Genomic DNA, 23,452 nt, shown 5'->3' on the forward strand with positions numbered 1-23,452 from the left:
CTTCCTTTATTTCAAAAATAATCAATAAGACTTAAAATATTATGATTCACTTACAAAATCACCAAGAAAAGTCCTTAGCAAATTTTCATTCCACTTAAATTAGCCATCGCCAAACATATCCTTTAACTTACTTTTGGCTTTTTCTTTAAGTCTTTCTTTCTCCTCTTCTGCTTTCTTTTTGGCTTCTTCTTCCGCAAGCTTTTTTAATCGTTCTGCTTCTGCTTTAGCACTATCTTGAGCTGCTTGAACTTTGGTATCGATTTCAGATTTCAACTTATCTTTCTCTTCATTTAGCTTATCACCAATTTGATCTTTAACGGAAGCTGTGACAGAATTCCCTCCCTCAGTGGTCGTTTTTCCTAATTTTACTTTTGGATCATCATAAGTGCCCCCAATAGTAAAATTAAGATTTATAGAATTCCCTACTAAATTTGTTTTACTACCCAATAAGTTAGAAATAGCGGTATTTGCGGCTTGTCCGATACTTCCCGTAGGTATATTCATCCGTAAATTATAGTTAATATCTCCAGCTAACCCTGTGCTCCCATCAATTGTAGCTTTATATTGACCTACCTTTACATCAAAAGGCTGAACGCTCAATCTTCCTTCTTTAATCTCTGCTTGAACTCGTACATCATTTATTTGCACCTCGTCAGTATTATCTAGTTTAGAAAGGGAAGTAACTCCACTTATTACTTTTGAGTTTTTCACTGCTGCATCAACAATTGTGATGAGCCCACCACCCGAAAGTGTTGGAAAATCAGGCATCATTTCCTGTGTTAGTAACCCTTTTATAGAAAAATCAGTACTAAATTTCCCTTGCATTTTTTGAGCAATTGGAACAAATTTTTGAACTGTCAATACATTCTCAAAAGTCGCTGGGATGCTTAAATTTGAAATATCTAGACGGAAATCAAACTTTGGCTCGTATTCATCTTGACTATTATATAAACCTGTCATTTGAATATTACCCTCAAGCATATCTACTTTCAAAGGATCCAACGTTAAAATCCCCTGTTTAACCCTGATTTGTCCTACTGCATTTTTCATTTCAAAATTATCATATCTGATGGTTTGTGCAGTGGCATCAAAAGTAAAATCAATATTTTTAGGAATTACTACTACTTCCATAGCGGATGTATCTTCTGACACATTTGCAGAATCTGCCTCAGAATCACCCATCATTTCATTTATATCTAATAAAGTGGAAGTCAGTCTCATATTACCAGTGATGATTGCCTTTTCATCAATTGCATAAGCAATATAATTCCCAACACTTCCATTTAAGGTAAAATCGCTTCTACCATAATTCCCTTTTAAGGTCGTTAAATTTATATTTTCAGGATTAAAGTTCATTTCAGCAGTGCTTATGATAAAATCAGGTGCATTTTTCTCTGCATAAGAAAAGTTTTGCATTTTAAGATCCCCTGTAGTTTCCAATTTAGTATAATCTTCTTTTTCAACATCCGCATAAGATCCTTTGGAATTAATATTTGCTGTAATAATCCCCCCCATTTTGAATTCTTCAGATGGTTCTATTGCAGAAATGATGTCTAAATTTAGCGTTCCTTCCATATTTAAATCCCAGATTGGAGAGTCAAAATTATTGACTTTTGCATTGGCCGTAAATCTGTCTTTATCAATGGTTAAACCAAAATTTTTCACTTCTAAGTAGCCTTCTTTTAAATCTCCTGATTCTGATTTAGCATGCAATTCCATGCCTATTTTTTCAATTGGAAGAGGAACTTCCGCTGATTTCACGTATGCATCTCTCACTACTAAGTCCACTGCAAAACCTGGCATTTGCGTTTCGCTATAAACTCCTTTCACATATCCGGAGAAATCAAATTCTCCGCTAGTCTCCAAATCATCGAAACCATCAGCATACATTCCAGGCACCAATGAAAGAATATTCTTAAACTCAGTATCTGTAGTGCTGAAATTGATATCCATTTCATAATCATCAGTAGGCATTGCGAAAAACCCATCAAAGTTTAAATGAAAATCATTTAAAGTAGCTTTTGCATCTTTGAAAGTGAATTTCATATTTTCTAAATCCATTCCTAAAAGCAAATCAGCTTTCAAGCTTTTATGAGCAACATAAACATCGCCTCCGTATGCGAAAGAAAAATCTTCAGCAGTTGTTTTGGTCTCCATATCGAAAACTGAGAGCGTAAAATCACCATTGCCAGTGTGGTCTACTCCTAAAAGTGAAATCGCTACATCACTCACTTGATCGTAGTAATTAATTCTACCTTGGTTAATTTCCCAATGATCAATACCTATTTTGAATTCTTCTTCTGAAGTACTTTCTTCTTCCGCTGGTTCATCAGAAGGATACGTAATATCATAATTTGCCGAGCCATCTTCTAACACCAGAATATTAATCAATGGCTGGTTAAGTACTATACCTTTTATGTTAAGTGGATCACCTTTTATAATAGCCACAATATCCATTTCAACAGAAAAATCTTTAGCTGTAAATAAAGTATCTCCTTCAAAGGTATTTTTACCTGTGATTGAAAAATCTTGCACTCCTAAAGTAAGATTAGGAAAATCTGATAGTAATGAAATATTGATTTTCGAAGGTTCAAAGTTCACATTGGCATTAATTGATTTATCAATTTCCGTCCGAACGGCTGATACTATTCTATCTTTAAACAAAATAGGAACCAATACAATGGTTAGGACAAAAAGTGCAATTATACTGCCTAAGACGATTAATAGCTTTTTCATAATTTAAACTTGCTTTTATACTATTGTAAAATTATACATTATTAACGATAGGAAAAGAATAAGGTGTATTTATCGGATTTTTATTATTTATTTATTTTATATATCCACTTTTCGAGGGATTTGAGGACATAATTTATCAACAAATCTTAGTTAATGCAGTTGATATGCAAATTAAAATTATGAAAAAGACCTTAAGACTCGTTTTAGGTGACCAATTAAATGAAAGACATTCCTGGTTTGCAGATGTTCAAGAAAATATAGTTTATGTGATGATGGAAATGCGACAAGAAACTGATTATGTTTCGCATCACATTCAAAAAGTAACGGCATTTTTCTATGCCATGAGGTCGTTTTCGGCAGAACTAAAAAGCAAAGGACATCATTTCATTTACTTCAAAATAGATGACTCTACAAATGAACAGTCATTATCTACCAATATCAAAAACATTATAAAGGAGCACAATATTGAGCATTTTGAATACTTATTACCCGATGAGTATAGACTTGACCAGCAATTGAAAGCCATTTGTGATGAATTAGCTATTTCTACTGAAGTGGTCGATACAGAGCATTTCTTAACCAAGAGAAATGATATAGCTGAATTTTTGAAAGGGAAAAAGCAGTTTCTGATGGAGAATTTCTATCGAAAAATGAGAAAGGACCATGGCATTTTAATGAATGGAAAAGACCCTGTTGGTGAAAAGTGGAATTTTGACCACGAAAATAGAAATAAGTATAAAGGTGAAGTTCCAATTCCTCCGGCATACAGTTACAAAACGGATGTTACGGAAGTATTGAAAGATATTCAAAAAGCTGATATCAAAACTATTGGGACAATTGATGCTGAAAATTTTCATTGGCCAATTGACAGAAAACAAGCCTTACAATTTGCACGCTACTTTTGTCGTGAACTCCTACCCTATTTCGGTACCTATCAGGATGCTATGCATACTGAAGAGAAATTTTTATTCCACTCTAGAATTTCATTTGCGCTCAATTCAAAATTGATAAGTCCCAAAGAATTAGTGGATAAAATAATTGAGGCCTGGGAAGAAGATTCTGATAATATCAGCCTGGCTCAAGTAGAGGGTTACATAAGGCAAGTAATTGGTTGGCGCGAGTATATGCGTGGAATTTACTGGGCTAAAATGCCAGATTATGCCAATAAGAATTATTTTGAACACGATAGAAAGCTCCCTGATTTTTACTGGACAGGAAAAACCAAAATGAAGTGCATGGAAAAATCTATTACGCAATCTTTATCGGAGGCTTATGCACACCATATTCAAAGACTGATGGTTACTGGGAATTTTGCGCTTTTAAATATGACAGATCCAGAAGAGGTGGACAAGTGGTATTTAGGAATCTATATTGATGCTATTGAGTGGGTAGAAATAACGAATACGCGTGGAATGAGCCAATACGCTGACGGGGGAATAGTTGGTTCTAAACCCTATCTTTCTAGTGCCAATTATATGCACAAAATGAGTAATTATTGCTCCAATTGTCATTATGACCACAAAAAGAAGACGGGGGACAAAGCTTGCCCATTTAATAGTTTGTATTGGAATTTCTACGATAAACATCGCGAAAAACTTGAGAAAAATCAACGTATCGCCATGATGTATAGAACCTGGGATAAGAAATCAACTAGTGAGAAAGAAGAGCTGTTAGATCAAGCAGAATATTACCTCCAACACATCAACGATTTGTAGAAATGGCTTATAAATACAGGTAAAAAACTAAAAACCAGTTCCTTAAGAGCTTAAAAATAATATTTAATTTCATCTTTTATATTACCTCTTTATTATTTTTATTAATTAATTGTTAACTTTATATCATCATTAATCGTTATATGTTAACAATTTGTTAATATTGAAGACACGCTCAACACCATATCGAAATTTTTATCAAATCATTATTTTAGGATTAATTTTAATTTCTTTGAGTTTTAATAATTTGTTACAAGCTCAAAGTTTCAATCCCAAAAATGAAGAACTTCTACATGACATTGAGTTTATTTCATCAGTTGAAAAATTCGAGCATAATACTCATTGGAGTAAACTAGTTAGAAAACTAGAAAAAAAATCCAGTACAGAAGCTGAATATTTTCTAGAATATCTCTTTTTCAAAACTCATCAAAAACTTTTAAAGGATTATAGTAAAGGCACTACCTTCTCTAATTTACTTGAAACAGGAAGTTATGATTGTGTTTCTGCCTCCATTACTTATTCGGTACTGCTGAAATATTTTGATATTGCACATCGTATTATTGAAACGGATTATCATGTATTTATAATTGCTGAAATTAACAATCAAGAATTTATCTTAGAGACAACAGACCCACGAAATGGTTTTATATCTAACATTGATAAGATAAAAGAATTCAAAGAAGGATTTTTACCTCATTCTAATTCAGCTGTAATTAATCAAACTGAATCCGTAGGTTCATTAGTGTATGGAGAACCTAATTCCAAAACTATCTATAAAGAAATAAGCCTAAGAGAGTTAAGTGCTTTGCAATTTTTCAATCAAGGTTTGATAGCCATGCAAAACAATGATTATACTTTAGCTTCCAGAAGATTGCAACAAGCACTAAATCTCTACAATTCTAAAAGAATCAATATGCTTTTTAAAATTGTTGCTCCATAATCTTATTATTGATGATTTTTTTAACATCAAGACTACCAACTCACAGTCTGAATTTTTAAGTTCTCCTATTAAGCTCAAGCATTAACTTATATTAAATATATTTGATTTTAATCCTCTTAAATTATTGAAAAGATAATCTACTTAAAAAGGTATTACTTCATAAATCCTTTAATTTAGCCATCTCATTAAAAAAACATAAAAATGCGGAAGCTATTATTCATAACCCTGTTTACTTTATTAACGTATCCAGTACTTCTTGCTCAAGATCAAACCTTCAAATTTGAAGATAAAGAGACCCTAACATTAGCTTTTGGCTCATGCAACCGTCAAAACATGGAACAACCTTTATGGGACCCCATCATGAATCATAATCCCGATTTATTCATGTTTCTAGGTGATAATATTTATGGTGATACAGATGATATGAATGTTTTAGAAAAAAAATATGAAGTTCAAAAAAATCACCCTGACTATAAAAAATTGAGAAATCAAATGCCAGTGATAGGGGTATGGGATGATCATGATTATGGTAAAAATGACGCAGGAAAAGAATATCCCTATAAAGAAGAAAGTCAGCAACTCTTTTTAGATTTCTTCGATGTTTCTGAAGATGATGCTAGAAGAGAAAGAAAAGGAGCCTATTCATCTTATGATTTGAAGTGGAAATCTCATACTATAAAAGTGATTTTATTAGATGCTCGATATCATCGAGATGATTTAGATAGGGAAAATAGAGTTTATCAGAAAAATGAAACTGGAAGTATTTTAGGAGAAGAACAATGGGCTTGGTTGGAAAAAGAACTTTCAGATGAATCTATATCTCTTTACATCCTTGCCAGTGGAATTCAATTTGTTCCTGAAGACCATGATTATGAAAAGTGGGCAAATTTTCCACAGGAAAGACAAAAACTATTTAATTTGATTAAAGAAAAGGAACCTAAAGGAGCAATTTTCTTGAGCGGAGACAGACATATTGCTGAAATTTCAAGCATCCAAGTTGAAGGTTTAAATTACCCCTTACTTGACGTTACCTCAAGTGGATTAACCCATACATGGCAAAATGCACCACAAGAACCTAATCAACATAGAATTGGAAGATTAGTTAATGAATTAAATTACGGATTAGTGAAAATTGAAGAAACAGAAAGTGGATTAAGAGTTATCTCCGAAATCAGGGGAAAAGACCAAGAATTATTGCAGGTGTTCGGTATGGTTTATTAATCTTAATACTAAATTTCAATTCCTCATTTTCTCGTAAGTAATAGGTAATGTAAACTAATGGTAAAGTAAGCATTAGGTTAAATTGAAACATACCAGAGTATTAAATTTTTCAACATCAAATATTAATACTGAAACTGAATTTTACATTGTGATATAATTTATCAATTGGTACCACGGGACTAGGGTCATACATATTTTGATATAATAACGTCAAACCTAAGTAGCGAGTAAGTTTGTAAGTTGCCCTAGAACTGCTTCCTGCTCTAGGTGTATCAAATAGATTTTGAATATCATCTTGATAGTAGATGCTGAAATCTAAAATAAATTTTTCTGCTATAGTTTGTTTATAGCTAATGTAGCTACCCATTCTTATTAATTCAGTTGTAATGGAATTTGTTATATTCGAGCTGACATCTGAATCTGGAACTCCGCGATAATCCCATTCTTCAAATTCATAGAAAGGCCCAATGCCTGCAAAAACCCCTACATTTTTTTTATAAAGAACACGCCATCTTAAATTTACTCCTGTAGCATATTTTCTATTCAGACCTCTAACCTCATTCCAATGAGCTTGCAAATACGGTTCTAATGCAAAAGGGAGTGTATCTTGAATTCTTCGATATTCTGCGTAAAAATATCCACCACTTTCAAATGTTTCATCTCCAAATCTTGAGAATTCTACTTTATTAGCCACAGTCAAAGCATTATGTCCAAGAAGAACAGAAAAATCAGCAGTATTTTCAAATTTAATCAAATCCTCTTTCAAATTTTGGAATTGAAAGCTTGGGACAATATTTCCTTTTACATGTTTATTTGTATCTAAAATAACCGCAAAATTTTCATAATGTAAGATTTGCCCAATTGAAGCATATGAAATAAAGAGCATTAAAATTAAAGTGTAAAATTTAAGCATAATGTACTAAGTTTTAAAAAAACCTGAATTTAATTAATTATTTGGGAAATTTGAATTAGTGATAGCTCCATATCCGGTTCAAGTCCGAAACTGTAGGTTATATTTTATTGATATTGAATAAGTTATAATCGAAATACCATTAAATATATATTTAATTGAAAAATATTTATAAGGTTATAATAGAATAATATTAAAATTGTTTTCAGATGTATATTAAAAGGAACTACGGTTTTTGGATGACATTTAAATGGTCAGGGAAGCCTTTTTTGCTAGGATTAATTTATGCATTTATCATTTCATATCTAGCTTATTTACTTGGATTTGAGCTTCAAATTGCCTTGGCAACCTTTAAGTGTGATTGGTATAGCTGTGGCTTTTTATTTAGGATTTAAAAACAATAGTTCTTATGACAGAACCTGGGAGGCAAGAAAAATTTGGGGTGAGATTATGAATAATAGCAGGTCATTTGGTGCATCAGTCTGTAGTTTTGTGAATGGAATAAATTCAGAAGAAATTAAAAGAGAGTTGATTTATAGACATACTGCTTGGTTAACGGCTCTTCGCTATCAATTGAGATTGAGTAAGGAATGGGAGCATACTGACAGGAGACTGAATAAGCTTTTTAGTGCATCAGTTTGTGAATCTTACAATCAAAAATTGGACTCAGATTTTTTAAAATTTCTATCACCGGTAGAAGTGGCTAAATATAACTGTAATACCAATATAGCTACTCAAATTATGAGAAATCAGTCTGAAAGATTACAGGAGCTAAAGAATCAAAATTATTTTGAGGATTTCAGGCATATGGAATTGCACCATTTGATAACAGAATTCTTTAATGGTCAAGGAAAATCCGAGCGGATAAAAACTTTCCCATTTCCTCGGCAATCTGCATCTACAGCTCTCTGGCTCTCGTTTGTATTTGCTTTTTTAGTTCCATTCGGAATGTTGGATATATTTAAGGATATGACAAATTGGATGTACTGGATAACTCCGATTTTATCTGCACTGGTGATCTGGGTGTTTTTTTTTATGGAGAAAATCGGAGATTATTCTGAAAATCCTTTCGAAGGCACTTATAATGATGTTCCCGTTACGGCAATTTCAAGAACTATAGAAATCGATTTGAGAGAAATGATTAACGATGAAAATATATCTGAACCAATAAAAGCTGAGAATGGATTTTTATTGTAAAGTTACAGATGCAGCATCCCTTTTTGGTTAAAGTAACCCTACCCTAAAAGTAAAACTTTACTTTCTTCTTAAAATGGCAGACAATTGAAGTGAAACATTAAGGATTGTCATTTTTGCACTTGCATTTCTTTCCAGGTAGTATATGGCTTTGTTAAGGATTTCATTCATTAAAGCAATTTTTTCCAGACTTAAGGTTTTACTAAATTTCAATACAAATTGCTCGTGCTCATCAGGAACTCTCATCAGTTCAGTGCTTTGCATTAAAGCCATCAAAGATTCTCTCAAAATATTTTCAGCATGAACAAGCCATTGTTGTTGGTTCATTTTGCCCCATTTATGAAAATCATCTGAACGTTTAATTAATTTAGTATAATCATTTGCCCAACATTCTCTCATCCATTGCTCAAACTCTTGCTGTGCATCATCTGAAACATCATCAATTAATTCCACGGCCTTGTGCAAATCCCCTTGGGCAATATGGGCTAATTGTTTTGCCTGGTTTTCAGCAACCTCATATCTAGAAACTAAAATATCCTTTAATTCTTCATCAGAATAATTCGGAATATGTACCGCCTGTGTTCTTGAAATAATGGTACCGATTAGTTTTTCTCTATCGTTTGAAACCAACAAAAAGACGGTTTTATCGGAAGGCTCTTCTATAATTTTTAAGAGTGCATTAGCAGCAGAAGGATGCAGATATTCAGGGAGCCAAATCAACATCACTTTATACTTCCCTTCGAATGCTTTTAGGGAAAGATTTTTAATAATATTTTTACTTTCATCCTTAGAAATATTGAGTTGTCTATTGCCTGTTCCAATATGGTCTACCCAATTTGAAGCGGAAGCAAAGGGATCTTTCAAAAGAAAAGTCCTCCAATATTTTAAAAAATTATTGCTTAGTTTAGAATCATCTCCTTTGATCCTATCATTTATTGCAGTAGGAAATGAAAATTGAAAATCAGGATGAATAAATTTCAAATTTTTGTGACATGAGTTGCACTGACCACAAGAATCACTTTCACCTGGATTTTCACAATTTAAATATGTAGCGTATGCCAACGCTAAAGGTAAATTTGCAGCACCTGACTTTCCCCAAAAAAGTTGAGCGTGAGCAATCTTACCATTTTTCACACCTTTAATCAGTTGTTCTTTTAAATCATTAAGACCTGGTATATTTGCAAAAAGCATATTACTTAATTTAAGCTATCTCCTGGTTTTTCTAATGCTTTCTCTTTTTTCAGTTTTCTTTTATAAACGATAACAGAAATATGAATACTCATTTCGTATAATAACATTAAGGGAATTGAAATTAAAAGCTGGCTAATAGGATCTGGTGGAGTTATGAAAGCACCTATAACCAATATTACTACAATTGCAATTTTCCTGTATTTCCTCAAGAGCTGAGGTGTAATGATACCTGCTTTACTCATAAATAGTATGACCATAGGCAATTGAAACATTAAACCACAGGATAAAACTAACATGGTTAAAGTAGATACATAGGAAGTAATATCAAACTCATTTAAAACGGAAACATCAACTTGATAATTGGCTAAAAAGTGAATAGATATAGGGGCTACAATGTAATATCCAAACAAAACGCCAGACATAAAAAGCAGACTAACAAAAAATGTTGCTCCCCTACTTGTTTTCTTTTCATTATCATATAAGGCTGGACTTACAAACCTCCACATTTCCCAAAAGAAATAAGGGAAAGCTACGATTATTCCCAAAACAATAGAAGAAGTGATATGCATAGTAAATTGGCCGGTCATTTTCCTACTTTGAATAATGAATGGTAATTTTTCTATACAAAATCCAGTAGAATCTGCTATCGTTTGCCCAAGCTGACATGCCATCTGATAAAACCAAAAATCAGATCTTGAGGGACCTAATATCAACGTACCAAAAACAAAGTCCTTAGAAACAAAAGCAATAATAGAACAAACGACAACTGCAGAAATAGCTCTAACAATATGCCATCGAAAGGCTTCTAAATGATCCAAAAAGCTCATCTCCGCTTGTGGTTGATCTGCTGGCATATTCTTATTTAATCAATTCTAAAATAATATTAGACATTATATAATAGTTCGTTTTGATAAAAAATGTTTAACACCGTAGTGACTAAATATTCTAATTAAACAGTGGAAAAGCCACCATCCATTCATTGATCTCCTTCTTTATAGATGAAATCTTCTGTTTATCTTCATGATGATTGATAACCGTATCAATAAAATCAACTATTTTACCCATATCACTTTCAACCAATCCTCTTGAAGTAATGGCCGCGGTTCCAATTCTCATTCCTGAAGTTACAAATGGTGATTTATCATCAAAAGGTACCATATTTTTGTTAATTGTAATATCTGCTTCTCCCAAAACTGCCTCTGCAATTTTCCCTGTAATTCCTTTTGAACGTAAATCAATTAACATTAGATGATTATCTGTTCCTCCAGAAATAATTTTATAATCTCTTTCCATAAATGCCTTAGCCATAATCTCAGCATTTTTCTTTACTTGAAGAATATAATTAAAGTATTCGTCTGTTAAACACTGACCAAAAGCAACTGCTTTGGCTGCGATTACATGCTCTAATGGTCCACCTTGTGTTCCAGGAAAAACGCCTGAATCTAGTAATTGTGTCATTTTGCGCAATTCACCTTTAGGGTTTTTGTATCCGAAAGGATTATCAAAATCATCACGCATCATAATTAAGCCCCCTCTAGGTCCTCTTAATGTCTTATGAGTGGTAGTAGTTACAATATGACAATAATCCAAAGGATCATCTAAAAGACCTCTTGCAATCAATCCACTAGGGTGTGAAATATCCGCTAAAAGAATAGCGCCTACTTCATCTGCTATTTCTCTCAATTTTTTATAATTCCATTCGCGGCTATAAGCAGAAGCCCCGCAAATGATCATTTTAGGTTCCTCTTTTTTGGCTGTACTTTCTACTTTATCCCAGTCAATTAAACCTGTTTCTTCTTCAACCCCATAAAAAGAAGGTTGATATAATTTACCAGAAAAATTAACCGGAGAACCATGAGTTAAGTGTCCGCCATGCGATAAATCGAATCCCAAAATTTTATCTCCTGGGTTTAAGCAAGCTAGCATTACAGCCGCATTGGCCTGAGCTCCAGAGTGGGGTTGTACATTGGCCCAAGTGGCACCAAATAATTCCTTAACTCTTTCTATTGCTAAATTTTCGACCTCATCTACTACTTCGCATCCACCATAATATCTTTTTCCTGGCAAGCCCTCAGCATATTTATTAGTCAATACGCTTCCCATAGCTTCCATAACTTCTGGTGAAGTAAAGTTTTCAGAGGCTATTAGTTCTATACCAGTTTCTTGTCTCTTTTGCTCCTTTTTTATAAGGTCGAATATTATATTATCTCTTTGCATTTTGTAAACGAATTTGACCTTAAAATTAGCGCAGAATTACGGGATAAACAATTGAATGGCTTGAAGCTTTTGAAATAGGAAGCATAATTTTACGATTAGTAAAAAAAAGCTGCTATTAAAAAAAAGAAAAAAGCATATCATCAGTTAAGATAACATGCTCAAGTTAAAAAAATAAACAGTAAAATTTTTAATCTTCTATAGATACATGGCCCCAATTGTGCCCTTTTCTAATCCTGTTCAATTGCGTGTGTGTGATGCCAAACTGTCTGGCGATTTGACTATATCTAGTCTTTTCGTTTTTCAACATTTTCTTAATCACTTTCACATCAGATTCAGTCAATTTATAACCCGTTACCCTTTTCTTTAATACTTTAGGGTTTTTATTGTTGTGGTCAGCCAATTCTCTTTCTGAAACCCACTTCAAATTGCTTACATGGTTATTCGACTTGTCATAATCCAAATGCGTAACATACACTTGGTTATCATTATCCTTCGGGATAAATGATTCAGCAACCAGACGGTGTACATAATAACTTTGTGTAATTCTTTTGTCAAAACGGACCATGATGGCTTGATAGCCATTTACATTTGATCCATTGATAATTTTACCAGTTTCACGTGTCGAATAACTTTTTACTCGGCCGTAATTTGAGACTTCATATTTAGCATGTGGAAGATCCACGTTAAATTCTATCTCTTTCCACTTTTCCAGTTTAGGATCCATGTGTTTTTTGATTATAGTTTTTGCTTAGTTTCTTATTAAGAATTAAAGGTAGGTAATTAAATTAATAAAAAAAATACCATAATTCTTCGATTAATCATAATTATACTTCTTTTGCCAGAGATTTTGAAGCTTTAACCGAAATTCCTTCTCCCTAGCATTATCTTGAGGTTCATAAAGGGTGTTTTTACTGATCTTTTCTGGCATAAATTCTTGATAAGCAAAATTTCCTGGGAAATCATGTGAATATTTATACCCACTACCATAATTCATGTCTTTCATCAATTTAGTTGGGGCATTCCGTAAATGTAATGGAACTGATAAATCACCCGTTTCCCTAACTAATTGTTTGGCTTTTTTAATAGCCATATAGGATGCATTGCTTTTTGGAGAACATGCCAGGTAAGTAACACACTGTGCTAAGACTATTTCTGCTTCCGGATAACCAATCATCGATACTGCTTGAAAAGTATTAGTAGCAATTAATAAAGCATTGGGATTTGCAAGCCCGATATCTTCCGAAGCAGAAATTAATAATCTGCGCGCAATAAATTTCACATCTTCTCCACCCTCAATCATTCTAGCAAGCCAATAAAGTGCAGCATTTGGGTCACTTCCCCTTATACTTTTTATAAAGGCGGAAATGATATCATAATGCTGTTCGCCAGACTTATCATAAATCGCCATTCTGTTTTGAGCAATTTCTCTTACGTTCTCATTGGTGATTTCTATTTTTTCATTTTTACCGAATGCATCCGTCACTAATTCAAATAGATTCAGTAATTTTCTCGCATCTCCTCCAGAAAGTTGAATTAAAGCTTCATATTCTTTGATTTCAATATTCAGCGCTCTTAATTTTTCATCATTTGCCAAAGCAGTGTTTACCAGCCCTTTTAAATCCTCTAATTCCAGTGCTTTGAGTGTATAAACCTGACAGCGTGAAAGTAAAGCTGAATTAACTTCGAAAGATGGGTTTTCAGTGGTGGCACCAATTAATGTAATTACACCTTTTTCTACTGCTCCCAATAAGGCATCTTGCTGAGATTTATTAAAACGATGAATTTCGTCTATAAATAAAATGATTTTTCCAGAACGAGAGGCTCTTTGTATAACTTCTCGTACATCTTTTACACCTGCACTAATGGCACTCAACGTTTGAAATGGTGCTTTCACCTGATTGGCAATTATATTCGCTATAGTGGTTTTACCCACTCCCGGAGGTCCCCAGAAAATCATGGAAGGCACTTTCCCCTGTGCTATGGTCAATCTTAAAACTCCTTTTTCGCCTACCAAATGTTGTTGCCCTACTAATTCCTCCAATTTAGTAGGGCGCATTCTTTCTGCCAATGGTTTATCTTCTCCAAACATCATATTTTTTTCAAATTTTAATTCATATTTAACTTTTCCAAAGTTAGTTGTGGATAAATCGATAAAATCTTTATATATTCTGCATTCTAATTTGATTTAAACTTTGGAAAAAGTTTAGTGCAATAAATAATTACACGAGATTTAATAGTAAATATCTAGTATTCAGTATAGAATATTTTCTCTCTTTTGTAATATAATTTTAGAACTCTCAAATAACCTGCAATATCCGCATATTCCATTAGTTTTGCCAAATGAATAAAACCTGGCAAATTCATGGAGCACTAGCACTTGTAGGTTTAATCTACGGTGCAAATTACGTCATAGCCAAAGGCGTGATGCCTAATTACATGAGTCCCAATGCTTTTATTTTATTAAGGGCTTCTGTAGCAACTATTCTTTTTTGGATTTATCATGGGTTGACTTCCTCAGAAAAAGTAGTTAGAAAGAAAGATTATTGGCTTTTTGCCAAATGTGCGGTGTTTGGAGTAATGGGAAATCAGTTGCTATTCTTCAATGGCTTGAGTTTGACTAGCCCTGTAAATGCAAGCATTATCATGACGGTTAATCCCATAATCGTTTTAGCGATTTCTTTTTGGTTATTGAATGAAAAGATTACTTGGCGAAAAATAATTGGGATAATAGTAGGTGCTTGTGGGGTGATATTATTGGTATTGAATAAAGATGTCAGTTTGGAAAATGATGCTTTTCTAGGTGATATATTTATTTTCTTGAATGCTACATTTTATGGAATTTATCTGGTGATGGTAAAGCCTTTAATGCAAAGATATGAACCCATCACTGTTGTAAAATGGGTTTTTCTATTTGGTTCTATTATGATTGTTCCATTTGGGATAGTCCCAATTTTTGATGTTGAATTCCAAAAATTTCCTGTTGAAATATGGGGAAGTATTGTATATGTAATTATAGGCACAACCTTTTTGGCTTATCTCTTAAATGCCATGGCATTAAAGCATGTAAATTCTACCATAGTCGGATATTACATATATTTGCAGCCCGTATTTGCCACTTTTGTAACCATTATGATGGGACAGGAAGTTTTCAAATGGGAGAAAGCGCTATTTGCATTGATGATATTTTTTGGAGTATATTTAGTAAGTCAACAACGGAAAACTAAAAATGAAGAAACGGCTAATTGAAACTAAATGGGGATTAATCTTTGTGATTATGATGCTCCTTTGGATGTATTTAGAGAAAATGATGGGCTGGCACGATGAAAATATAGCCGACCATGCGACCTATACCAATTTGGTGGCTATTCCGTCCATTTTGATTTATGTTTTTGCTTTACTGGAAAAACGAAAAAAGCATTACTATAATGTGATGACCTGGAAGCAAGGGTTTGTTTCAGGTATGATAATCACAACTGTTGTGGTGATTTTAACACCTTTCAGTCAGCTGGTAATCCATGAATTAATCACTCCAGAATATTTTGAAAATGTCTCTGCTTATGCTGTGAATCAAGGTCAAATGACGCAAGAACAAGCGGTAGATTACTTTAATCTCAATAGTTATCTATGGCAGAGTGCTTTATTTGCACTAATTATGGGAGCTATGACGTCAGCAGTTGTGGCTATTTTTTTGAGGAGGAAGGGGTGAGTTGTCAATATAAAAATTATTTAAACTGAATAAGCTGAGTTTTAATAAAGAAAAAATAATCAATTATTGGGTTGAAAGTGCTGATGAAGATTATCAAACAATGTTAGCGATGTATGATTCAAAAAGACTAAGTTGGACATTGTTTATAGGGCATCTGGTAATTGAAAAATTGATAAAAGCTTATTATATTAAAGTGAATAATGATTATCCGCCTTCTATTCATAATTTATTAAGGTTGGCGGAGAAAAGCAATATTGAACTAAATGAAGAAGATAAATTGTTTTTCACTACAGTTACTGCATTTAACATTAATGCAAGGTATGATGATTACAAGATGAGTTTTCATAAGAAATGTACTCCAGAGTTCACAAAGTATTGGTTGGAAAGAATTAAGGATAAAAAGAAATGGATAGAGCAACAAATAAAAAGTTGATAGATTTTATCGGGGAAGTAGCTAAAAAATATTCAAATTTTTCTACTGCCTATTTGTTTGGTTCTTATGCTAAAGGAACTGAAAATGAAGATAGCGATATTGACGTGGCGCTTTTATTTGAAGATTTGAAAGCAGAAGATAAATTTGATTTACAAGTTCAATTGATGTTAGCTGGAGCTAATTTTGATTCGCGAATTGAACCACATCCAATTTCAAAAGAAGTTTTTGAATTAGGCTCTCCCTATATTTCAGAAATATCTAAAAATGGTATAGAGATTTTACCATCTTCTCTAGAAGTTTAACTAACCCACAATCTTGAGCATCTTTTCTCTATCTTTCCAATTTTTCCCTTTAATTTTACCGCATGGGTGAATTCTTTTATCGATTGGGTATTTCATTTTTAGGCATTGGAGTAAAACTTCATGCGTTAATTAATGCGAAATCCAAAAAGTTCGTAGAAGGTCGGAAAGATTTATTTCCTCAGTTGGAGGAAAGGTTTAAATCAGTTGACCAGCCTGTGGTTTGGTTTCATTGTGCTTCTTTGGGCGAATTTGAACAGGGCAGGCCTTTGATTGAGGCGTTCAAAAAAGAACATCCCGACTTTTTTATTCTGCTCACATTCTTTTCACCATCAGGATATGAGGTGCGCAAAAAATATGAACTGGCAGATTATATCTGTTATATGCCAGTAGATACTCCTCAAAATGCTGAACAATTTGTAAAAATCACCCAACCCAAGCTGGCATTTTTTGTGAAATATGAATTTTGGCATTATCACTTGAAGGCTTTATCACAGGCAGATTGCTGGGTTTATTCTGTTTCTGCAATTTTCCGTTCTAATCAACGATTTTTTAAATTTTACGGGGGATTTTATCGAAAAATATTAAAGCATTTCGACCATATTTTTGTACAAAATAAAACGGTGGCCGCTTTGCTAAAAGGCATTAATATTCATAATGTAACCGTAAGTGGCGATACGCGATTCGATAGAGTGAAATCCATCACAGACAGTGTAAAACCACAGGAAATGTTTGCTGAATTTTCTCAAGATCAGCCCGTTTTAATAGGAGGAAGCACGTGGGAGCAAGACATCAAAGTGATTGCTCCATTTTTACAGCAAAATCCTGAGTGGACAGCCATTATAGCTCCTCACGATATCAGTGAAGCCAATTTAAAACTACATGAGGAGGTTTTGAAAATTCCGACCAGTCGATTTAGTGAGATTAAATCTGTTGCCAAAGCAAAGACCAGGGTGATTTTGATTGATAATATCGGGATGCTTTCTTCTTTATATCAATATGGAAAAATCGCTTTTATAGGCGGTGCTTTTGGAGATGGTTTACACAATACGTTGGAAGCTGCTTGTTTTGGATTACCTGTATTTTTCGGAAATAAAAATTACGTTAAATTTCAGGAGGCAATGGATTTATTGGATGCTAAAGCCGCTTTTAAAGTGTCCAATGCTCAGGAATTTTTATCTATTATGAATTCTGAAACTTTTAAAATTGAAGAATCTTCCGAAAAGGCCTTAGCTTATGTAAATCAAAATATAGGGGCAACCCGTCAAATTATGAATCATGTTGCACCTATCATCCAGAAAATGAAATGACAATGAAGGGAAGAGTTTTTAAATCGACTGGAAGTTGGTATACCGTTTTAGCGGAAGGTAAGTTCTATGAGTGCCGATTGAGAGGTAAGCTCCGTTTGGATGATGAAAAAGTGACCAATCCTGTGGCGGTGGGCGATTGGGTCAGCATTGAACCTGAAAATGATACGGAAGCCAACATAAAGGAAGTATTGCCCAGAGAAAATTATATCATCAGAAAATCAACTCGTAAAAAGAAACATAGTCATCGACTGGCAGCCAATATTGATCAAGCTGTTTTAATAGTGACTTTGGCTTTTCCAAGAACTAGTTTAGGATTTATCGACCGTTTTTTAGTCAGTTGTGAGTCGTTCAGAATTCCTGCTGTTTTGGTATTTAACAAAGCAGATTTATTGGATGAGGAGGGATTAAATTATTATGAAGCCCTCAAATTTGATTATCAAGAATTAGGTTATAAAGTGCTTTTAGTTTCCGCTGAGGAAAATATTGGTATAGAAGAATTGAAGGCTGTTTTAGAAGGAAAAACTTCTCTTTTTGCGGGTCATTCAGGAGTAGGAAAATCCACTTTGCTGAATTTGATTTCACCTCATATTGAGCAAAGAATAGGAGAAGTATCAGAATCTGTACAAAAAGGAGTGCATACTACTACTTTTGCTGAAATGTTTGAAGCTTGGGATGACGCTTTTGTGATTGATACGCCTGGTATAAAAGAACTTGGCCTGTGGGATATAGGCAATGAAGAACTAAGTCATTATTTCCCTGAAATGCGAGAATATATAGGAGAATGTAAATTTCATAATTGTACTCATACTCACGAACCGGGTTGTGCTTTCCGGGAAGCTATGGAAGAAGGTAAAATTGCACCTAGTCGATATGAAAGTTATTTAAGTATTTTGGAGGATGAGGATAGTCATAGATAGTAAGACTTAAATTATAGAATTTGAAAAATGCTTTTTTTAACCACAAAAGAAATGACAGCCTAAGGCTGCTAAGGTTTTACCACAAAGATATCACTGAGAATTTAACAAAGAACACAAAGTAACAACTAAAGCTGTTAGTGAGCCTTCTACCTACCAGATAGCTCAAATGAAACACTTAATTTATTGATGACTTAAAGCATAAGAGAGTCAAAAGAAGACAAAAGGATTTTAGCTAAAGCGAAAACTTCAAAATGGAGGAAAATAGTCACGCATTTAGAAACGCGGCCCAGCAATCACTTCTTTTTAAATGCTTTAGTTAAAAAGTATAGTCCGGGTAAATTTATAATAATTATAATAGACGGTATAAACCATTCACCTAAAACTGCAGAATTTTCAGTTTTAGCATTTATCATATTGAAAGTTATAAAAGCAAAAATAAAAACTATCAATAAATTCAATGTCCTAATTAAGTTAGTGGCATTTTTATATTGCTTTTCTGCATTTTCCTCAGTTATTTCCGTAGGATAATTAAAGATATGTGGAAACTTATTTAATATGGATAAGCCAAAGAAAAATACTACACTCAGTATGGGAAGTAAAAAAATAGATTGTTTATCACCGTATCTGTCAGCTTCTCCAGAGGTATTAAAATGAACAGGGATTTCACTATCAAGCTCTGAATAGGATAAGAACACATAAATCCATGTCACAACTAGAATTACTAAACTGGCAATCTCTATAGCATAGTTAAATGCTGTTTTTTGAAGCTCAATTTTAGGTCTGTTGTTCTGCATTTTTGGTTCAATATTGATGTCAGTCACGAGTTGATATTACGCGCCAAACAACTATGATACAAAGAGGTAAAGTTAAAATTTATTTCCTCATCACCACATCCGCAAAGTAGTTTTTGTCGTCATAAAAATACTTTTCAACAGTCAAACCTGCTTCTGTTGCCATATTTTCAATCAAATCTTCATCAAATTTTTGGGATACTTCTACATGAATGTGTTCCCAAGCTTTAAAATTGATAGTAGTATCAATGGCTTTTAATTGAACAGTTTGTTGTTTCTTAGAGATTAAAAAACTCTTAGTGGTTCCCGTTTGAGGGTCATAGGATGGATAGTGCTTAAACTCATCTAAATTAAAATCCGCATCCAGTTTATTATTCAATCTTTTGAGGAGATTCATATTGAATTGACGGGTTATTCCTTGAGCATCATTATAAGCACTTCTTATCATTTCGGGGTCTTTCTTCATATCAAATCCCATAATAATTCGGTCGCCAGTTCTGAGTTTATTGGCTATTTCATTCACAAAAGACTGTGCATCTTCCAACAGGAAATTCCCGATATTTCCCCCCATAAAAAGCACAACCATAGGGTTTTTCCTCGCTTCATTTAATGAATCCAGGGCAGAAAAATATTCTTTATTGATAGGTTCTATATCCAAATCAGGAATAGATTTTTTCATTCTTTCCTGCAATAAATTCAGTACATTCTCGGAAATATCTACTGGTTTGTAATTAAAAGTAGCCGATTGCTCTACAAAATGCTTTAATAATATTTCTGTTTTCAATCCATCTCCAGCTCCAAACTCTATTAGGTTAAACCCATCTGTTCCAGATGATATAATAGATAAAATTTCCTGCTTATATTTTTGAAATATATCAAACTCACAGTTGGTAAGATAATATTCAGGCATATTCATGATTTCCTGAAAAAGGCGGTCACCTTCGGCATCATAAAAAAGCCAGCTCGGTAAGGATTTTTCTTTTTTTGTAAGTCCTTCTTTTACGGCTTCAGCCACGGAAAAGCTTATTTTTTCGGTTGTATTTGTTGTCATAAATCTTTTGCTAATCTTATCCCACTGAAATGCCACTGCAAATGAGGGTGAAAGAAGTTTCTGTATGTTTTTCTTGAATGATTTTTTGAAGTAGCACGAGAAGAACCTCGCATTACCATTTGGTTAACCATAAATTTTCCATTGTATTCACCTATAGCCCCAGCTGGTTTCTTATATCCTGGATAAGGTAGGTAAGCGCTTGCTGTATGTTCCCATCTCTTTCCCCAATCGAATAAATTGGCGGCCGTTTCCCATTCAAATTCAGTTGGTAGTCGCAAACCTTTCCACTCTGCAAAGGCATAGGCTTCATAAAAACTGATATGCATAACTGGTGCATCTTCATTGATGGGTTTTAATCCTGCTAATGTATAATAATGCCATTTTCCGTCTTTTTTATGCCAATATAAAGGTGTTGAAATTCCACTTTCTTCCAGCCAAGCTCTGGCATCCGAATGCCAGTATTCGTGATTTTCATAGCCTTTGGCTTCAATAAATTGAGCATATTCGCCATTGGTCACTAAGCGGTTGCTGATTTTTGCGCCCTCCAAATGGACTTCATGGTAGTTATGTTCATTGTCAAAGGAAAAGCCTTTCCCGTCAAAGCCAATCTTATAATTTCCTTTATTAATTTGAACCCAATCATGTTCCCAATCTTCTCTAAAATATTCTTCAAAACCTTTATCATAAGCTGGGAAAAGTGGATTGTGTCCTAAAATATATTTGATGTCGTAAAAAAGCAATTCCTGATGCTGTTGTTCATGATTGAATCCTATTTCAAGGATGCTCTTCATTTCTTCAGTAATTACTCTAGATAAAAGCTCACCAACTGCGATATCCACATATTTTCTATACTGATAAATTTCTTCTACTGTTGGCCGAGTCATGTTTCCTCTATCAGGTCGTAACATTCTTTCACCTGCGCTTACATAATAGCTATTGAAAAGAAAGGCAAAATCTGGATGAAAATCTTTATAATCTTTGGAAAATTCTTTAAGTAAAAAAGTTTCAAAAAACCACGTGGTATGAGCCAAATGCCATTTTGGCGGACTTACATCTGCAATTGGCTGTGCAACATAATCTTCCGTTTTTAAGGGTTCACAAATACTTTCAGTTGTCCTCCTGATTTCGAGGTAGCGATTAAGATAATTTTCCATAGAAACTTTAAACTACTAAATAATGCTTCAAAAAAGCATCTAAAATGGATTTTTAGTATTTAGTTATACGTAAAAGACATTCTAAAGGTCATTTTGTTTACTAAAGTTATTATTATCTTAAAGCACATCATTTGCTAAATTCGCTAAAGCAGACCGCTCCCCTTTCTCCAGTGTTACGTGAGCATACAATTCATGCCCCTTAACTTTATCAATCAGATAGCTAAGTCCGTTCGATTGAGAATCCAAATAAGGTGTATCTATCTGGTTTACATCACCAGTGAATACAATCTTAGTATTCTCCCCTGCCCTTGTGATGATCGTTTTTACCTCATGTGGCGTTAAGTTTTGAGCTTCATCTACAATAAAATATATATTTGAAAGACTTCTACCTCGAATATAGGCTAAAGGTTGAATCATCAATTTTTCCTTATTCACCATATCCGTAATATTCAGAAATTCTCTTTCATGTTCTTGATACTGATTTTGGATATATTTCAAATTATCCCAAAGCGGCTCCATATAAGGGTTTAACTTGGATTTGATATCACCTGGCAAGTATCCGATATCCTTATTGGAAAGCGGAACGATAGGTCTAGCTAAATAAATTTGCTTAAAATCTTTTCTTTGCTCTAAAGCGGAGGCTAAAGCGATTAAGGTTTTACCCGTACCGGCCACTCCTTGCAAGGTCATTAATTTTATCTCTGGATTTAATAAAGCGTGAATAGCAAAAGCCTGCTCCGCATTTTTTGGTTTAATTCCGTATGCTGAATGCTTTTCTACCTTATCTACTTGATTAGTGATTGAATTATAAAACCCAAGAGCAGAGTTTTTATTACTTTTTAGGATAAAGAAAGTATTATTCATCGGCTTTTTCTTGCCTAAAATATCTTTCACATCACAGTGGTAGGTGTCATATAATTGGTTGATGATTTCTGTAGAAACTGTTTCAACTTGCTGTTTTCCAGAATGTAAATCGCTAACATCCTTTACTTTTCCTGTCTGATAATCTTCTGACCTTAATCCACAGCTTTTAGCTTTTAGCCTAAGGTTAATATCTTTGGTAACCAAAATAACCGTTTTATCCTTTAGCTCTTTTTGAAGTTGAACTGCACTACCCAATATTTTGTGGTCTGGAATATCTTCCAAGAAAATCTGGTCTGATTCGATGGTTTTTCGATTCGGCATTAGTACTTTAAATACGCCTTTGCTCTTCCCATTTAGGGGAATCCATTCACTCAGTGATCGACCATCAGCCAATTTATCTATCATTCTGATAAATTCTCGAGCCTCAAAATTCTTAGTATCATTCCCTTTCTTGAACTGGTCAAGCTCTTCCAAAACTGTGATAGGAATTGCCACATCATGTTCAGCAAAGTTCATAATGGAGTCGTGTGAATAAATAATTACCGAAGTATCAAGTACAAATACTTTCTTTTCTTTCTTAGCCTTCGCCATATAATTTAGAGTTGATAGGTTTAAGTAATCAATTTAAAAAATTATCGGCATTGTCAACTAAAAGTGCGCAGGTAAATATTTATAAAATATATAAGTAACAGATAATCAACACTCTATAATAATTAATTTAATGATTTGGTAATATGTAGTGATGAAAGCATCGAATTATCAATGCTGCAATAGATAAATCACAATCTCACAGTTTTAAACTTTTA

At 33.6% G+C, this 23,452-nt stretch carries 21 protein-coding genes; 10 read left to right on the forward strand and 11 right to left on the reverse strand.

Going from position 1 to position 23,452, the window contains the following annotated elements:
* Positions 1-99: 99 nt before the first annotated feature.
* The gene (locus VFM92_RS16545) at positions 100-2,736 is read right to left on the reverse strand and encodes an AsmA-like C-terminal region-containing protein (protein ID WP_325123343.1); all 2,637 of its coding nucleotides are present in this window, start codon (positions 2,734-2,736) and stop codon (positions 100-102) included.
* Positions 2,737-2,915: 179 nt separating this feature from the next.
* Here VFM92_RS16545 and VFM92_RS16550 point away from each other — a divergent pair, with 179 nt between their 5' ends.
* From VFM92_RS16550 to VFM92_RS16560, 3 genes are all read left to right on the forward strand, one after another.
* Positions 2,916-4,451 (forward strand): cryptochrome/photolyase family protein, encoded by a 1,536-nt coding sequence (locus VFM92_RS16550; protein ID WP_325123344.1) that lies wholly within the window; start codon positions 2,916-2,918, stop codon positions 4,449-4,451.
* 229 nt (positions 4,452-4,680) lie between these two features.
* Positions 4,681-5,388, forward strand: a complete 708-nt coding sequence (locus tag VFM92_RS16555) for a hypothetical protein (RefSeq protein WP_325123345.1) — start codon at positions 4,681-4,683, stop codon at positions 5,386-5,388.
* Between the two features lie 201 nt (positions 5,389-5,589).
* On the forward strand, positions 5,590-6,609 hold the full coding sequence (locus tag VFM92_RS16560) for an alkaline phosphatase D family protein (protein WP_325123346.1): 1,020 nt from the start codon (positions 5,590-5,592) through the stop codon (positions 6,607-6,609).
* A 115-nt stretch (positions 6,610-6,724) separates the two neighbouring features.
* Here VFM92_RS16560 and VFM92_RS16565 read toward each other — a convergent pair whose 3' ends face one another.
* Entirely contained in the window at positions 6,725-7,522 is a 798-nt protein-coding gene (locus VFM92_RS16565) for a hypothetical protein (RefSeq protein WP_325123347.1), read from the reverse strand.
* Positions 7,523-7,843: 321 nt separating this feature from the next.
* Here VFM92_RS16565 and VFM92_RS16570 point away from each other — a divergent pair, with 321 nt between their 5' ends.
* Positions 7,844-8,716: a bestrophin family protein gene (locus VFM92_RS16570; protein WP_325123348.1), complete on the forward strand. Its 873-nt coding sequence runs from the start codon at positions 7,844-7,846 to the stop codon at positions 8,714-8,716.
* Between the two features lie 57 nt (positions 8,717-8,773).
* Here the strand turns inward: VFM92_RS16570 and VFM92_RS16575 are convergent, their stop codons facing one another.
* The 5 genes from VFM92_RS16575 to VFM92_RS16595 all read right to left on the reverse strand — a co-directional run bounded on the left by VFM92_RS16575 (position 8,774) and on the right by VFM92_RS16595 (position 14,213).
* Positions 8,774-9,904 carry a DNA polymerase III subunit delta gene (locus VFM92_RS16575; RefSeq protein WP_325123349.1) on the reverse strand — a complete coding sequence of 377 codons (1,131 nt, stop codon included), beginning with the start codon at positions 9,902-9,904 and terminating at the stop codon, positions 8,774-8,776.
* Between the two features lie 5 nt (positions 9,905-9,909).
* A complete protein-coding gene (tatC, locus tag VFM92_RS16580; protein ID WP_325123350.1) occupies positions 9,910-10,758 on the reverse strand; it encodes a twin-arginine translocase subunit TatC in 849 nt (282 codons plus the stop codon).
* Between the two features lie 91 nt (positions 10,759-10,849).
* Positions 10,850-12,121 carry a serine hydroxymethyltransferase gene (gene glyA, locus VFM92_RS16585; RefSeq protein ID WP_325123351.1) on the reverse strand — a complete coding sequence of 424 codons (1,272 nt, stop codon included), beginning with the start codon at positions 12,119-12,121 and terminating at the stop codon, positions 10,850-10,852.
* A 187-nt stretch (positions 12,122-12,308) separates the two neighbouring features.
* Complete coding sequence (locus VFM92_RS16590) at positions 12,309-12,845, reverse strand: NUMOD4 domain-containing protein (RefSeq protein WP_325123352.1); 537 nt, start codon at positions 12,843-12,845, stop codon at positions 12,309-12,311.
* Positions 12,846-12,935: 90 nt separating this feature from the next.
* Positions 12,936-14,213, reverse strand: a complete 1,278-nt coding sequence (locus tag VFM92_RS16595; protein WP_325123353.1) for a replication-associated recombination protein A — start codon at positions 14,211-14,213, stop codon at positions 12,936-12,938.
* Between the two features lie 248 nt (positions 14,214-14,461).
* Here VFM92_RS16595 and VFM92_RS16600 point away from each other — a divergent pair, with 248 nt between their 5' ends.
* From VFM92_RS16600 to rsgA, 6 genes are all read left to right on the forward strand, one after another.
* Positions 14,462-15,367, forward strand: coding sequence for a DMT family transporter (locus VFM92_RS16600; protein WP_325123354.1), 906 nt, complete (start codon positions 14,462-14,464; stop codon positions 15,365-15,367).
* Entirely contained in the window at positions 15,348-15,827 is a 480-nt protein-coding gene (locus tag VFM92_RS16605; protein ID WP_325123355.1) for a DUF4199 domain-containing protein, read from the forward strand. Before VFM92_RS16600 ends, VFM92_RS16605 begins: the two co-directional genes overlap by 20 nt.
* Before the next feature lie 58 nt (positions 15,828-15,885).
* Entirely contained in the window at positions 15,886-16,260 is a 375-nt protein-coding gene (locus VFM92_RS16610; protein ID WP_325123371.1) for a HEPN domain-containing protein, read from the forward strand.
* The gene (locus VFM92_RS16615; RefSeq protein WP_325123356.1) at positions 16,233-16,562 is read left to right on the forward strand and encodes a nucleotidyltransferase domain-containing protein; all 330 of its coding nucleotides are present in this window, start codon (positions 16,233-16,235) and stop codon (positions 16,560-16,562) included. Before VFM92_RS16610 ends, VFM92_RS16615 begins: the two co-directional genes overlap by 28 nt.
* Before the next feature lie 62 nt (positions 16,563-16,624).
* Positions 16,625-17,869, forward strand: coding sequence for a 3-deoxy-D-manno-octulosonic acid transferase (locus VFM92_RS16620; RefSeq protein WP_325123357.1), 1,245 nt, complete (start codon positions 16,625-16,627; stop codon positions 17,867-17,869).
* Between the two features lie 2 nt (positions 17,870-17,871).
* Entirely contained in the window at positions 17,872-18,786 is a 915-nt protein-coding gene (gene rsgA / locus VFM92_RS16625) for a ribosome small subunit-dependent GTPase A (RefSeq protein WP_325123358.1), read from the forward strand.
* Between the two features lie 293 nt (positions 18,787-19,079).
* Here rsgA and VFM92_RS16630 read toward each other — a convergent pair whose 3' ends face one another.
* From VFM92_RS16630 to VFM92_RS16645, 4 genes are all read right to left on the reverse strand, one after another.
* The gene (locus VFM92_RS16630) at positions 19,080-19,607 is read right to left on the reverse strand and encodes a DUF1648 domain-containing protein (protein WP_325123359.1); all 528 of its coding nucleotides are present in this window, start codon (positions 19,605-19,607) and stop codon (positions 19,080-19,082) included.
* 52 nt (positions 19,608-19,659) lie between these two features.
* Positions 19,660-20,628, reverse strand: a complete 969-nt coding sequence (gene egtD, locus VFM92_RS16635) for an L-histidine N(alpha)-methyltransferase (RefSeq protein WP_325123360.1) — start codon at positions 20,626-20,628, stop codon at positions 19,660-19,662.
* On the reverse strand, positions 20,625-21,782 hold the full coding sequence (gene egtB, locus VFM92_RS16640; RefSeq protein WP_325123361.1) for an ergothioneine biosynthesis protein EgtB: 1,158 nt from the start codon (positions 21,780-21,782) through the stop codon (positions 20,625-20,627). Before egtB ends, egtD begins: the two co-directional genes overlap by 4 nt.
* A 117-nt stretch (positions 21,783-21,899) precedes the next feature.
* Positions 21,900-23,237 (reverse strand): PhoH family protein, encoded by a 1,338-nt coding sequence (locus VFM92_RS16645; RefSeq protein WP_325123362.1) that lies wholly within the window; start codon positions 23,235-23,237, stop codon positions 21,900-21,902.
* Positions 23,238-23,452: the final 215 nt, after the last annotated feature.

The sequence above is a fragment of the Marivirga sp. genome (genome assembly GCF_035704835.1).
GTDB lineage: Bacteria > Bacteroidota > Bacteroidia > Cytophagales > Cyclobacteriaceae > Marivirga.